Consider the following 13319-nt stretch of genomic DNA (forward strand, 5'->3'; position numbering starts at 1 on the left):
ACTTTCGCCCTGCTTTTCCTTTTATTTTTTCTTGACTTTCAGATCAAATCCCTCAAAATCATACACAGGATCCTTGCCGGCATCTTTCTGTTTTTTGAAATCCTTAAGAGCTTCCAAGGCTGGTTTTCTGAGAAGCAATATTGCAATGATGTTTAACCAAGCCATCATTCCTACGCCTATGTCCCCAAAGGTCCAAGCCAAAGCCGCTGTTCGGACAGATCCATAATACGTGGCTACCAAAAGCAATAATCTTAAAACATAAAGAGGCCATTTGGCATTGCTGTCTTTTTGCAGGTAGCTCAGGTTGGTCTCAGCGATATAGTAATACGCCATGATCGTGGTGAAGGCAAAAAACATCAAGGCTACAGCCACAAAACCTGCTCCAATGGTCGGAAAATGCTCTGCAATGGCCATTTGGGTAAATTCAGGACCAAAGCTGATTCCCGGGAGATTTTCCACAATAAAGCCTCCATCAGGATTCAGGACGTTGTACTGGCCTGTAAACAAAATCATGAATGCCGTGGCTGTACAGACAAACAAAGTATCGATATAAACAGAGAAGGCCTGAACCAATCCTTGTTTGGCTGGATGGGTCACCTCAGCTGCTGCTGCAGCATGGGGAGCAGTTCCCTGACCTGCCTCGTTGGAGTAAATTCCCCTTTTGATTCCCCAGGAAATCGCCATCCCGAATACACCGGAGAAAGCTGCTTCCATATTGAAGGCAGATCCTACTATCAGCTTGAATACGCTGGGTATTTCAGTAAAATTGAGCGCAATAATTACTAAGGCTAACAGGATATAGCCCATGGCCATAAAGGGTACCACGACTTCAGCAACTTTTCCGATTCGCTTAATACCTCCGAGGATGATCATCGCCAAAAAGGCCACAACCACTCCACCAGTGATCTCTACCGGTACATTGAAGGCCGTTTGCATACTCAAGGCGATACTGTTACTCTGCACGCCTGGGAGAAGCAGTGACATACTGATCATGGTCACAATGGCAAATAGGATTGCATACCATTTGATGCCCAGGCCTTTTTCAATGTAAAAAGCCGGTCCACCACGGTATTGTCCATCTTTGACTTCTTTATAGATCTGTCCCAAGGTAGCTTCGATAAAAGCTGATGCTCCACCCAAGAAGGCGATGATCCACATCCAAAAAATAGACCCGGGACCACCCATGGCAATCGCAGTAGCTACCCCCGCAATGTTCCCCGTCCCGATTCTCCCGGAAAGGGCAAGTGCAAAGGCCTGAAATGAAGAAACTCCTTTTTCGGATGATTTTCCCGAGAAAAGGAGTCTGAGCATTTCTTTGAAATATCGAATCTGAAGAAACCTGGTGACGACCGAAAAATAAATTCCTGCACCCAAGCAGAGAACGATCAAGGCATTACTCCAGACGAGGTCGTTGATTGAATAGATAATTTGCTCCATTGGTTTAGTTTTCTGTCTTGGCGATGGATCGGAAAGAATTCTTTTCCATCCTTCGTATTTCCCATCGAAGCCTTCAAAGATAAAGGCTTAATCGAAACTAGCACAAAATTTCTGACGAAAGGGCTTGATTTGAACCTTGGTTTTTGATTGGATTCAATTTTTTCTTCTTAAAAGCCCAAAAAAAATCGCAACCCCCTGAAAAAGGAATTGCGGCTTTTCGCTTTGAAGAATTACGTCATTCAGCTGTGGTAGGATCGATTACTGTCGAAACCTTACTGACCACATTTGCAGGGAATCCACCCATCTGGGCATGTTCTCTGACCATTTTCTCGTTGGGGGCATGGTAAACACAATAAATTTTGTCCTCAGCTACATAGCTATGAATCCATTGAATTTCAGGGCCCATTTTGGATAATACCCCGCGGGAGGTTTGAGAAATGGCCTTTAACTCCTCAGCACTAAGTTTCCCAGCGCCTGGAATTTCTCGTTCGATCACAAATTTTGGCATGATATAAAAGTTAATTGGTGCTTACTCTTCCGGTTTTCAGCTTCCCCAGTTTCTAAGAAAATCCTAGGAACAAGATGAAGTTACAAGATTCAAAGGCTGATTCTTATTTAATTGAATTTTAATAAGTTATGGATATTGGTATAAAATACTAAAGCCAGCTTATTGGGCTGGCTTTAGTGGTTTTTGTTGGAAAAGGGTTTATTTGAAACCTATTTTTTTCAGGCCATCATGGCTGATTTTGATGGCTTCCATTGGATCCAAGTCAAAGGTGTTGTCTTGTTCTACCAAATAAAACTCCATTCCAGACTGGTCTTTCGCAGAAAGGATTTTGGCAAAGTCGATGGTACCGGTACCTACAGGAGCGAAGTTTCCTTCAGTGTTCATGTCTTTCACATGCCAAGCCTTAAATCTGCCAGGATATTTTTCGAAATAAGCTAATGGACTTGCTTCTGCTTTGGTCACCCAATAAAGATCCATCTGGAAGTTTACCCATTCAGGATTGCACTTTTCCAAAAGTACTTCTTCAATGACAGTGCCGTCAGCCATTGGTTTAAACTCAAAGTCATGGTTGTGATACAAGAGCTTAATGCCTGCATTATGGCATTTTTCTCCAAGAGTATTCATGATGGACACCAATTCATCGGCAGTGCCTTTCATCCCCAAGGTTCGGGTGGCAGGATCGAAAGTAAACATTCCCATCGGAGGAACAGGAATCACGAAATACTCAATACCGGCGGCCTTTACATCAGCAATTAGCTGATCGGCGTTTTCCAGAGTGACCATTCCCATGTGTGCGCTTTTGGCAGTAAGGCCAAGGGATTCCAAGTAAGATTTGAACTCCGCTGGAGCCATTCCATAGAATTTTCCATCTTCGTAATTGGCGGCTTCTACATAAGCATATCCAGCATCGGCCACTGCCTGAAGGGTTGCTTTTGGATCACTTGCCATGGAGTCACGAACTGTATAAAGAGCCAATCCTCCGAATCGGGAGGATTCTTCTTGGGTTATTTCTTCGGTGGAAGATTCTTCAGTTTTTGGGCTACAGGCATAAAATCCGACAGAAATGCTAAACAATAGAGCAAATCCGGAAATTAGGGTTTTCTTCATTTTTGGGTTGGTTTAAGAAGGGTATAAGTTATGAATTCTAGGTTTGAGAGTTCAAATGAAGAGGAAAGGAAATAAGAAAATCCTTTTCAGCCTAAAAATAAGCAATCCTTTTTCAATTGTTTCTTTTTGAGACAATAAGACTTAAAACTGGGTAAACTTTTTCACATTCTGTGTAAAATTTCACGAATCAATCTGTTTTAGGTAATGGTAATTTCCCTGAAACTTTAGGATTTCGCCTTGATTTAGGCTAATTGAATAGGATTTTGTAAATTCTAGGTGATCAGGCTATCCTTGGTCTCCTCTTTGATTTTTTTATTGACGAGCCTTTTTAGGCCCTTTCTTTCTTATAAACACTCAAAAAAACTATACCATGAGCTATAAAACAGATATTATCGAAATTTCACCGGTCACACATGATGTGAAGAAATTTAAACTCGAAAAGCCAAAGGGTTATAAGTTTGAGCCCGGGCAAGCTACGGAGGTCTCCATCAATCTTGAAGGTTGGGTGGATGAAAAAAGACCTTTTACTTTCACCTCACTCCCGGAGGATGAGTATTTGGAATTTGTGATCAAATCTTATCCGAGTCACCATGGCGTGACAGAAAGGATAAGCGAGGTAAGACCCGGAGATCAGTTGATTTTGGATGATCCTTGGGGAGCCATTTCTTACCAAGGAAAAGGCGTTTTCATTGCAGGGGGAGCGGGGATTACTCCGTTTATATCCATTTTTAGAATGCTTGAATCTCAGGGTAAGGTAGAAGGCAATCAACTTTTCTTTGCGAATAAAACCTCCAAGGATATCATTCTAGAATCCTATTTCCGGGGAATTCTCGGAGAGGGATTTGTGTCTATCCTGGATCAGGAGGAAAAAGAAGGCCATGAGCATGGAAGAATTGACAAGGATTTTCTCAAAAAGCATATCCAAGATTTTTCCCAGCACTTTTACCTCTGTGGTCCTGATCCTATGGTCAAGGCTTTGAAAGATTCTTTGGAAGAACTGGGGGCAAAGACCGACGAGGTCGTGTTTGAAAAATAATAAAAGGAGAGCAACTGCTCTCCTTTTTTAATCAAAGCCAAATAGGAATGGAAAGATAAAGATGACTATGGCCGTCCAAATGAAGTAGACAGGAAGATACCGAACGATGATAATTCCGACTTCCCCTAATTTTGTTTTCCCACGAACAGTGGAGAGAAGGTTTCGGCTGACCAAAATTAAATGAACCAGCATCAGGATATTAATTCCAAGTACGGCGGTTCTGTTGGGAGTAAATCCCCATTCGGCAATCCGGAAAACTATCGCAGAAAGGGCAATCAAATTGACAATTACCGTGACCAAAGACAAGGCAGCTAGAATTCTGGTACTCCAGTCAATTTTTCCTTGCTCAGAAGACTCTGCCACAGAAAAGAAGATCAATGCAATGACCCCAATCAGCAGCATATTGAAAAGGAGTAAAAACTCCCGGTCATTGTAAGGGTCTTTTCCTGAGTAGACAATTGCGCCTAAATAGATCAAAAGCATCACCAGTACCAAGGGGCTAAATATCTTGGCAATGATGGGAGGGACCTTATTGACCAGTTGGGGATTGGTTTGTGTGAGATGAGAGGCGATCAAAGGAGCAGCTGCTAGCCCAAAGACAGCAATCCATTCCATGTAGAATTCTCCGATTTTGATTCCAATAAGATCAAAAAGCCCAATTGTGATTCCTGATAGCAGTAGTCCTGATAAAAACAGTACCGCCCCCATAATTACTGCGTCACCATTGAATCGAAGGAATTCCAGCCTTCCCGGCAGAAAATCCATTTTACCTTCTACAAATGAGAATCCTAAAACTGCCCAAAGCAGCAGCGGAAGGTGCATGCTTGCCAAGGTTAAGGTGTCGCTGTTAGGATCATCAGGAAGAAAATTGATGTATATCATAGCAACGGCTGTCATCCCTGCAATCCATCCAAGTTTTTTCCCGGAGAGTCTATTTTTCCAGACAAAGTAAGCCGTGACGAATGATATTCCGATAAAGCCCATATTTCTTGGGTAAAAGAATTCCTCCTCGATGGAGAATATTGCGGGAAACTTGGCTAAAAAACCGGCTATAAGGCCTGCTACTATTACAAATCTCCATTCTGAGGTTGTGCCCCAGGAGACGGAATCTGACTCGTAGTTGAGTCTTTCATGCCAGAATTCAGCGGCAGGCTGACCTTGGATTTGCGAATAGAGTTCTGTGAAATTTTGCTGAAAAGCGGATTTGTTTTTCCTGTAAAGCCGTTCGAGTTCAGCTGGGCTATCGAGGGAGGATTTGATTTCTTCTTTCATGGTTGGGTGGTATTATTCAGGTTTTTGTTGAGTTCATAGGATTGGAGACAAGAATCCAAAGGCTGACCTTGGACATGGACGCATTCGCAAAATTCAAATCCTGCGGCTTCATTTTCTTTGCCTTCAAATTGCCTTTTACATACTTCCAGGCTGTTTCTGGGCAAGACTTCGTAGCCGAATTGGTATACCAAAATAGGAATACTCAAGACCACTATGGAGACTCCGAAAAACATGAATGGAAACTTATAACTTTTTGGTTTTAAGGGGATAAAAAGTGGAGGATTTTTGGAAAGTTCTTTGACCCAAAGGGCTCTGAGTCGGTCATAATGATAGCAGAGGATATAGAGATTAGCCAAAACCATCCACGTGGAGGAGATGAAGGAGCCGTCAAACCTAACTGCAAGGGATAAAATCCAAATGTTTAGGATAATGGGGAAATACAATAAGGCTCCAAGAAGTGCGGTCCGATTGACCAATAAAAGGAGAGCTGCCACCACCTGCGCGACCCCAATAAAAGTGTAATAGTATCCGGTATGGTGGAGGGCTACTAGGTAAGTTCCCATGGGATGGATTTCAGATAGTCCGCTGGCAAATCGTTCGCCTGTGATCTTGACCATCCCGGCGATGAAAAATCCGATTGCCAGAGTAATCCTGCAAAACCAGTAAAAGTACCAGTGCCACTTATTTTCCCGGACGGCTTGAAAGGTTTTACTTAGTGAATATTCGAGGTTCATATGGGAAGCATTTTGAAGGATGGAATTGGGCTTTGTGGGCATTTTCCCATCAGATTCAAGAGAAGATTAGGTGATTTTTTTCATTTAAAGTACTTTGAAATTCAAAGTGAGTGGATAAATTTTTTTAGGTTTTGTTTTGGCTGATCAAATTTTCAAGGAAGTCCAAGTGCTCCTGAAAGGCTGTTTTGCCAGTCAGGGTAGCCGAGTAATTGGTTTGGGGCTTGCGTCCGACAAAGGATTTTTCCACTTGGATATAGCCTTGGTTTTCCAGAGTTCTCAGATGAGAGGCCAGATTCCCATCCGTTACATCCAGGAGTTCCTTGAACGAGTTGAAGTCAAACTGCTCATTGACCATCAAGATGGACATAATGCGCAGTCTAACTACATTCTCAAAAGCCTTATCGTAATTCCCCTTCACCTTATCGATCATATTTGTAATACATCATGGATCCGTAGATCACATGCAAAACTCCAAAGCCCAAGGCCCAAAGAATCAGTCCATATTCAGGATGGAATGCAGCAATCAATCCCAAGATTACCTGTCCCAAGCCCAGATTTTTGATTTCACCTAAGGTGAAATAAGAAGCATTGAATAAGCCCAAACCATAAAATGTTAGGGTGGAGGCTGCCAGAAAATGAAAATACCCTTCATGAATCAGGGCAAAGGAAAAAAGTCCTCCAGCTAATACCGGAATGAAAAGAGCCATGAAGAATCTTTTGCTGGCCGGAGACCAAAACTTCTGAGAATTCTTTTTACTCTTCTTTTGAGAAAGCAGGTAAGCCGAACCTAGAGCTAAAATCAAAACTGCCAAGCCAGCGAGAAGGCTCCTATTCAGGATTTCTCGGATTGAAAGCTTTTCTCCTCCATCTACACCAAGGCTGGCGGGGAAGTAAATCCAATACCAAAGCATTCCTGCGCCAATCAGGGCATAGATACCTGCCAGGATTCCCGAAAGCCCACTTAAGGAAAGAAAGCGGGTGGACCGCTCCATCATGTCTTTGATTTCGGCTAATTCTTGTTCCGGTTTTTTCATTTTAAAAGTACTTTGAGATACAAAGTAAAATAAGAATTTCTAATAAAAATGGATTAGCTCAGAAATTTTAGACAAATGGAGAAATTGGCGTAGGATGGGTGGTTAAAAGATTTTTTAGTTTTATCCTTTCAACAGCTTATACGGCAAATGTCGTATGGAAAATTTTTTGTTCGACTTATTTCTTTGAAGCATTAAAAACTATATATGCTATGAGAAATAAATTATTTAAAGGGCTATTGCTCGCAATTTTGGCGGGCGTATGGGTGTCTTGTACGGATGCAGAGGATGTGAATCCGGATGATCAACAGCAGACTTCCAATGATTTGAATTTTCCTTTTACGCTTCAAGGAGATGAGAGCAGCTACAGTATGGAGATTGATGGAGTGGAGGTGAAAAATCGCGCAGAAATTCTGAATACCCTTAACGTAGGCAAATCCATTTCTGTAAACCTTTGGGGGCCGAACAATGATTTCAACTTTTCTACCATTTATTGGATTCCCAATGGAAAAGGAACCTACGAAGCAGGGCATAATTTAGGTGCCGGCAACGGTACCAACGGGAACGACCTTTTTATGACCGCTTTTGTAAAAAAGAATAACGTTAAACACTTTGCTTATTCGGCCCATGAATACGGATTCTTGGAGTCAGAGAAAATCCCTGGATCTAACTGTACAGTAAAAATTATCACTTTCGAAGGAAAGCAAACTACTTACACATTCATGAATGGGACTTATAACCTTTTCATAGGTACAGTGGAAGGACAATTTGCCGGAACCTTTAAAACCAAAGATGGACGTGAAGTCAAAGTAACCAAAGGGCAATTCCGAATTGTTCAAAAACTACCTCCTGGGGCAGTAATTAAGGACTAATGCTTTCAAGCCTTTTTTTGGAGAAGGCCATTTATTGTCGGATTTTGCATAAAAAAAGCGCAGTTCTGAATGAGCTGCGCTTTTCTTGCTTATTGGTGTTAAAATTTTATATATATCCGCTTTCTTACCAGCTGGCCGTACACTAGGAATAAAATCTCGCTTGAAGTTCAGTTTTAGTCAGCATCGGTCTCTGGTTTTCAGACTTCCGACCGCCAAATCAAAGGAATTTAGGATTGTGATGCAATTGCGGATAATCATATAAATTTTTTTTAGAATAGCATGGGTGCAAACATGGATAGGTAAGTTCTCCAATTCGCCCAGGTGTGTCCACCTTCGTTTTCAAAATACTCGTGCTCAAATCCTGTTTTGTCCAAAATACTCAAAAGTCTTTTATTGGATTCCATCACAAAGTCTTCTTTGCCACAAGCCACCCAATATTTGTGAACTCCAGTAGCTTTAAGGGCTTGGAATTTCTTTTCCATCTCGACCATATCTGCATTGGCATCAAAAATTCCACTGCTGAATACGCCGATATATCCAAAAGTCCCTGGATAAGTAATAGAGGCCGTGATGGTGTGCCCACCACCCATGGAAAGGCCCGCCAAAGCCCGATGATCTTTGTCCGCCTTTACCCGGTAATTCTTTTCAATATAAGGCAATACGTCTTCAACCAAGCTCTTCTCAAACTTGCCTTGGAATTGAGCGAAAGTCTCTCGAGTTGGGGTAGGAAGTCCGGGAATCTGGCGTAAGGTGGACGTTTGCCAGGCATTGCCATTGGTCATGACGACAAGCATAGGCTTGGATTTTCCGGAGGCAATTAAATTGTCCAGAATCAGGTTAGCCCGTCCCAAGGAAGTCCAAGCATCTTCATCACCTCCAGCACCATGTAACAAGTACAATACGGGATAGCTATCTTTTCCCGAATCATATCCCGGTGGAGTATAGACATACATTCTTCTTTTTGCTCCCAAACTTGGAGAATCATACCAAACCTGCGAAATGTTACCATGAGGTGTATCATTCAGTTGGAAAACCTCCGAACCCTCACCAGGAATCATCAATAAACTGGCATATCTGGTGCCATCTCGAAGTGCTTGCGGATTGGTAGGATCAATGAGAGCTACCCCATCCACGAAGAAGTTATAATGATACATGGAGGAGGCGAGAGGCTGAATCTTCACAGACCAAACGCCTTGTTCTCCTTTGGTCAAAGGCAAAGTTTCCCGAAATCCCATCCACGAACCGTTGAGGGTCACTTCATTCGCTTTTTCAGAAAGGATTCTAAAAGTGACCGAGTTGTCGGCATTTACTTCAGGAGATACCACTCTCGGTGCCTGCATGGCAGAAATTTCCTGAGCGCTTACGGAGAGGCTGGCAATCAGCCATAAAGCGCAGACTAATACTAGGTGTTTTTTCATAGGTTTTTGGGCTATTGTCTCAAAGTGTGAAAATAGATAGAATGATTGGAATAGAAAAATGAAAACTTTTCACAAAGCCATTGATAATCACAGTGATTTTCCCACATCAATTTTTGGGAATGTAAGTCAATAGAAAGTAGGTGAGTTACTTTATTACCATTGAGGCCAAAAATCGATCCCTATTTAAATGTGAAAGTTTGAGGTTAGTAAAGGGGGATGTCTTGAATTCAAAAGCATTAGGTTAAAGCTCCCGCCAACCTAACTTATAGAGTGGGACTTGAAAGGGTAGGAAACTAAAACCATAAAAAAGGTTTTTGAAGCTTCTTTTAAGACTGTGGCCTGTAGTTCCGCATCGATGCCGATGGCCTTTAGTTTTTTAGTCTATACATGGTTAAATCATCAAAATTGGGTGTTTGGTGTAATATGATCTAATTGACTTCATTCAAAAATGTTGTTCTTTTTTTTCCGGATGGCCCACTTGATTAGAAAAGTTGAAAAAAACATCATTTGTAATGGGAGGGTTTTTTTGAAAAAATAAAGAATTCAAAATACCCTATTTAGGGTATTTCTGACCGGAAATATTCAGCCTAGTTTTAACGATTAATTAAATTTCTATTTGAATGAAAACTGTATTGAAAGACTATTACTCTAAATTCCTTTTTTCGCTGATACTTATGATATTTTGGTCTTGCTCATCTACAGAAGATCCTGAGCCAGTGATAGAGGAAAATTCAGTATATCTGGAAATTACCCTTGACGGGGAAAAGTATCGGTCTGAGATTTTGGAGACAAATCTAATTCCCGGATCTGGCTTTGAAAGAAAAACAGACAATGCTCCCGGACTGAATATCATGCAGTATACCTTTTACAGCCGCGTTTTGACGATGTTGTATGCCACCAAATGTGGAACTATGGAAAATAAAGATTGCCTGGATACCAACATATGGGTTTATGAAGATTTAAAAGCAGGATCTTATTCCTATCCAAAAGTTTCTACGCATGGCCTTTCTATCAATGGAGAACAGTACCGAATGGAGTATAGTGGGCCGGAGACTAATCCAAATCCACCCACGATCAATTTCAACATGCAGGTAACCAAATATGATGAAGTCAAACAGATGGCAGAAGGAACAATTTCCGGTCAATTGTACAAATACAATGATCCAACCATGAAGGCGTATATCCTTCAGGGGAAATTTCGGGTAAAAATCAATAAAGGATAAAATTACTTACCTCTTAAGGTTAGAGAGCTATTGGACTATTCGGAAAAAAAAGAAGAGCAATGGAATATTCTCGGATAGCTGAGTCCAAATCACCTTTTTGATGATAAGTACGGGCTCGTTCTTCAAATTCCCTTAATGTTTGACTCAAGGAATCAATGAGTAAAACAAGAATTAATACAAGATATAGGACGCAATTTCGCAAGCCACTAAATTATTAAATCATACTGCTCTTTAAAGCAAATCCAAACCCAAATCTTGCAATCTTCAAATTTTCAATTTTTCAGTCCTGAAACCCATTTGCCATTCCCCACCTTCCAAGGTATCTTTGCAGCCTACTAAAAACTCTTAGCCGTGGCAAAAAAAACCGTTCAAGTTGGTTTGGTCCAGCTCAGTTGTACTGGGAATGTGGATCAAAACATGGAAAAAACTATTGCAGGAATCCGTACCGCAGCCCAAAAAGGAGCTCAGGTGGTGGTTTTGCAGGAACTTTTTAGATCGCTTTACTTCTGCGATGTGGAGGATTATGACAACTTCCTTTTGGCTGAAGCTATTCCTGGTCCATCTACTGATGTATTGGGCTCTTTGGCCAAGGAACTTGGAGTAGTAATCGTAGCATCACTTTTTGAGAAGAGAGCAGAAGGCCTTTATCATAATACTACGGCGGTTTTGGATGCAGACGGAAGCTATTTGGGTAAGTATAGAAAAATGCATATTCCAGACGATCCGGGCTATTTTGAGAAGTTTTACTTCACTCCAGGTGATCTGGGCTATAAAGTATTCCCAACCAAATTTGGCAAAATTGGCGTCTTGATCTGCTGGGATCAGTGGTATCCGGAAGCGGCAAGAATCACTGCCTTAAAAGGGGCAGATTTCTTGGTGTATCCAACAGCTATCGGCTGGGCATTGCATCAGGATGAGCAGACCAATGAGGATCAATACAATGCGTGGCAGACGATTCAACGATCCCATTCCGTGGCCAATGGTATTCCCGTGGTTTCGGTTAACCGAACTGGAATCGAAGGTCCAATGCAGTTTTGGGGAGGTTCTTTTGTTTCCAATGCCTTTGGTAGGGTGACCTACAAAGCACCTCATTTGGAGGAGGAAATCCATGTGGAGGAGCTGGATTTGACGGGTTCAGATCGTTACCGAACCCACTGGCCTTTCCTTAGAGATCGTCGAATTGATTCCTACGATCCGATTACCAAGCGATTTCTTGACGAAGAGTAGGGCATGAAAGATATTTTCGAATTGGCAAAAACCGGAGCCGCTACTCCGGCAGAATTGGGTTATTATTTCCCTGCGGAATTTGCACCCCAAGAATCCATGTGGTTGAGTTGGCCGCATAAGGAGGAGTCTTGGCCTGGAAAAATTGAAACCATTTATGCGCCATATTCCCAGTTTATCAAAGAGGTAGCCAAGGGTCAAAAAGTCAACATCAATGTGGCCAATGAGGCCATGAAAGCCTTTGCACTAGGGCATTTGGAAAAAGCAGGAGTGGACTTGAGCAAAGTTCAGTTCCACTTTTTTCCGACCAATGATGCTTGGTGCAGGGATCATGGTCCAGCTTTTTTAATCAATCCAAATTCGGATGTGAAAAAGGCTTTGGTGAAATGGGATTACAATGCCTGGGGCAACAAGTATCCCCCTCACGATCTGGATAATCAGATTCCGATTCGCATTGCGGAGCACTTGGGCATCCCATATTTCAAACCCGGAATCGTCATGGAAGGCGGTTCGGTGGAGTTTAACGGTAAGGGAACGCTCTTGACCTCAACAGCTTGTCTACTGAATGAGAACCGCAATCCTCACCTCAACCAAGCCCAGATTGAAAAATACCTCTGCGATTATTATGGAGTGAACCATATTTTATGGGTTGGAGATGGCATCATCGGGGATGATACGGACGGGCATATTGATGATATCACCCGATTTGTGAATGAAGACACGGTGGTGACGGTAATCGAGGAAAATAAGTCCGACGAAAATCACGAAATCCTAGCTGAAAATCTGGGTATTCTTAAGAATATGCGCCTGGAAAACGGCAAACAACTCAATATTGTAGAGCTTCCTATGCCCAGTCCGGTGATTTGGGAAGATCAGCGACTTCCGGCTTCTTATGCTAATTTTTACATTGGGAATAAAGTGGTGGTGGTGCCTACTTTCCGGGATAAAAACGATCAGAAAGCTCTGGATATCCTGACGGGTTGCTTCCCGGGAAGACGAGTTATTGGAATCGACAGTACGGATATCATTTGGGGATTGGGGTCTTTTCACTGTTTGAGTCAGCAGGAACCGGCTGTTTAGTAGGCAGTTTGAAGTGTTCAGTAGGCAGTGTGGTTGAATTCAGTAGGCAGTGAGAAGCTTGTAGTCCTTTCAATAATCTGTGCAAGTCTGTGTAGTCTGTGAGCAATTTTTTAAGGCAGAAGGCCCATGTTTCGGCTATTCTCAAGACAAGAATCAGAAGTTTGATTTTTTTGAGGCTAGGGACTCCGCCAGTTCCTTAACAAGGGCTATTAAATTTATCGTTTGATTTTTCCAAGAATTGAAAGTAATTTGAAAATAGTTGAAATTCGATTGATTATTTTGTTAGTTTATAATTGTGCGAGATAAACTAAGGTTTAGGGGGGGGGGGTAAAACTAAGAATTCAGAAGAATATTCCGAAAAAATCCGTTTTTCAGAT

Annotated in this window: 13 protein-coding genes; 5 read left to right on the forward strand and 8 right to left on the reverse strand. The window is 42.0% G+C overall.

The window, feature by feature from the left end; translation table 11 throughout:
- Window positions 1-21 precede the first annotated feature (21 nt).
- From G458_RS0111505 to G458_RS0111520, 3 genes are all read right to left on the reverse strand, one after another.
- Window positions 22-1437: an alanine/glycine:cation symporter family protein gene (locus G458_RS0111505; RefSeq protein WP_026952048.1), complete on the reverse strand. Its 1416-nt coding sequence runs from the start codon at window positions 1435-1437 to the stop codon at window positions 22-24.
- A 235-nt stretch (window positions 1438-1672) separates the two neighbouring features.
- Entirely contained in the window at window positions 1673-1945 is a 273-nt protein-coding gene (locus tag G458_RS0111515; RefSeq protein WP_026952049.1) for a DUF4242 domain-containing protein, read from the reverse strand.
- A 198-nt stretch (window positions 1946-2143) separates the two neighbouring features.
- Window positions 2144-3052 carry a sugar phosphate isomerase/epimerase family protein gene (locus tag G458_RS0111520; protein WP_026952050.1) on the reverse strand — a complete coding sequence of 303 codons (909 nt, stop codon included), beginning with the start codon at window positions 3050-3052 and terminating at the stop codon, window positions 2144-2146.
- A 370-nt stretch (window positions 3053-3422) separates the two neighbouring features.
- Here G458_RS0111520 and G458_RS0111525 point away from each other — a divergent pair, with 370 nt between their 5' ends.
- Window positions 3423-4088, forward strand: coding sequence for an FAD-binding oxidoreductase (locus G458_RS0111525; RefSeq protein WP_026952051.1), 666 nt, complete (start codon window positions 3423-3425; stop codon window positions 4086-4088).
- 27 nt (window positions 4089-4115) lie between these two features.
- Here G458_RS0111525 and G458_RS0111530 read toward each other — a convergent pair whose 3' ends face one another.
- From G458_RS0111530 to G458_RS0111550, 4 genes are all read right to left on the reverse strand, one after another.
- Window positions 4116-5360: a DUF4153 domain-containing protein gene (locus G458_RS0111530; RefSeq protein ID WP_026952052.1), complete on the reverse strand. Its 1245-nt coding sequence runs from the start codon at window positions 5358-5360 to the stop codon at window positions 4116-4118.
- Window positions 5357-6094 carry a hypothetical protein gene (locus G458_RS0111535; protein WP_026952053.1) on the reverse strand — a complete coding sequence of 246 codons (738 nt, stop codon included), beginning with the start codon at window positions 6092-6094 and terminating at the stop codon, window positions 5357-5359. The genes G458_RS0111530 and G458_RS0111535 overlap by 4 nt, the downstream gene beginning before the upstream one ends.
- A gap of 124 nt (window positions 6095-6218) precedes the next feature.
- A complete protein-coding gene (locus G458_RS0111545) occupies window positions 6219-6524 on the reverse strand; it encodes a winged helix-turn-helix domain-containing protein (protein WP_035468082.1) in 306 nt (101 codons plus the stop codon).
- Window positions 6514-7128 (reverse strand): hypothetical protein, encoded by a 615-nt coding sequence (locus G458_RS0111550; RefSeq protein ID WP_026952055.1) that lies wholly within the window; start codon window positions 7126-7128, stop codon window positions 6514-6516. The genes G458_RS0111545 and G458_RS0111550 overlap by 11 nt, the downstream gene beginning before the upstream one ends.
- A gap of 209 nt (window positions 7129-7337) precedes the next feature.
- On the opposite strand from G458_RS0111550, the gene G458_RS0111555 reads away from it, so the two are divergent.
- A complete protein-coding gene (locus tag G458_RS0111555) occupies window positions 7338-7997 on the forward strand; it encodes a hypothetical protein (RefSeq protein WP_026952056.1) in 660 nt (219 codons plus the stop codon).
- Window positions 7998-8266: 269 nt separating this feature from the next.
- Here the strand turns inward: G458_RS0111555 and G458_RS0111565 are convergent, their stop codons facing one another.
- A complete protein-coding gene (locus G458_RS0111565) occupies window positions 8267-9415 on the reverse strand; it encodes an esterase (protein ID WP_026952057.1) in 1149 nt (382 codons plus the stop codon).
- Between the two features lie 620 nt (window positions 9416-10035).
- Here G458_RS0111565 and G458_RS0111580 point away from each other — a divergent pair.
- The 3 genes from G458_RS0111580 to G458_RS0111590 all read left to right on the forward strand — a co-directional run bounded on the left by G458_RS0111580 (window position 10036) and on the right by G458_RS0111590 (window position 12942).
- Window positions 10036-10638 (forward strand): hypothetical protein, encoded by a 603-nt coding sequence (locus tag G458_RS0111580; protein ID WP_026952058.1) that lies wholly within the window; start codon window positions 10036-10038, stop codon window positions 10636-10638.
- 351 nt (window positions 10639-10989) lie between these two features.
- Complete coding sequence (locus tag G458_RS0111585; RefSeq protein WP_026952059.1) at window positions 10990-11865, forward strand: carbon-nitrogen hydrolase; 876 nt, start codon at window positions 10990-10992, stop codon at window positions 11863-11865.
- 3 nt (window positions 11866-11868) lie between these two features.
- Complete coding sequence (locus tag G458_RS0111590; protein ID WP_051287197.1) at window positions 11869-12942, forward strand: agmatine deiminase family protein; 1074 nt, start codon at window positions 11869-11871, stop codon at window positions 12940-12942.
- The last annotated feature ends 377 nt before the right edge of the window (window positions 12943-13319 follow it).

It is taken from the genome of Algoriphagus mannitolivorans DSM 15301 (assembly GCF_000429425.1).
Lineage (GTDB): Bacteria > Bacteroidota > Bacteroidia > Cytophagales > Cyclobacteriaceae > Algoriphagus > Algoriphagus mannitolivorans.

Coding starts and splice junctions, on each gene's coding strand:
- G458_RS0111580 (WP_026952058.1), top strand. CDS start 10,036: ATGAAAACTGTATTGAAAGACTATTACTCTAAATTCCTTTTTTCGCTG.
- G458_RS0111590 (WP_051287197.1), top strand. CDS start 11,869: ATGAAAGATATTTTCGAATTGGCAAAAACCGGAGCCGCTACTCCGGCA.
- G458_RS0111555 (WP_026952056.1), top strand. CDS start 7,338: ATGAGAAATAAATTATTTAAAGGGCTATTGCTCGCAATTTTGGCGGGC.
- G458_RS0111520 (WP_026952050.1), bottom strand. CDS start 3,052: ATGAAGAAAACCCTAATTTCCGGATTTGCTCTATTGTTTAGCATTTCT.
- G458_RS0111565 (WP_026952057.1), bottom strand. CDS start 9,415: ATGAAAAAACACCTAGTATTAGTCTGCGCTTTATGGCTGATTGCCAGC.
- G458_RS0111530 (WP_026952052.1), bottom strand. CDS start 5,360: ATGAAAGAAGAAATCAAATCCTCCCTCGATAGCCCAGCTGAACTCGAA.
- G458_RS0111550 (WP_026952055.1), bottom strand. CDS start 7,128: ATGAAAAAACCGGAACAAGAATTAGCCGAAATCAAAGACATGATGGAG.
- G458_RS0111515 (WP_026952049.1), bottom strand. CDS start 1,945: ATGCCAAAATTTGTGATCGAACGAGAAATTCCAGGCGCTGGGAAACTT.
- G458_RS0111535 (WP_026952053.1), bottom strand. CDS start 6,094: ATGAACCTCGAATATTCACTAAGTAAAACCTTTCAAGCCGTCCGGGAA.
- G458_RS0111525 (WP_026952051.1), top strand. CDS start 3,423: ATGAGCTATAAAACAGATATTATCGAAATTTCACCGGTCACACATGAT.
- G458_RS0111545 (WP_035468082.1), bottom strand. CDS start 6,524: ATGATCGATAAGGTGAAGGGGAATTACGATAAGGCTTTTGAGAATGTA.
- G458_RS0111505 (WP_026952048.1), bottom strand. CDS start 1,437: ATGGAGCAAATTATCTATTCAATCAACGACCTCGTCTGGAGTAATGCC.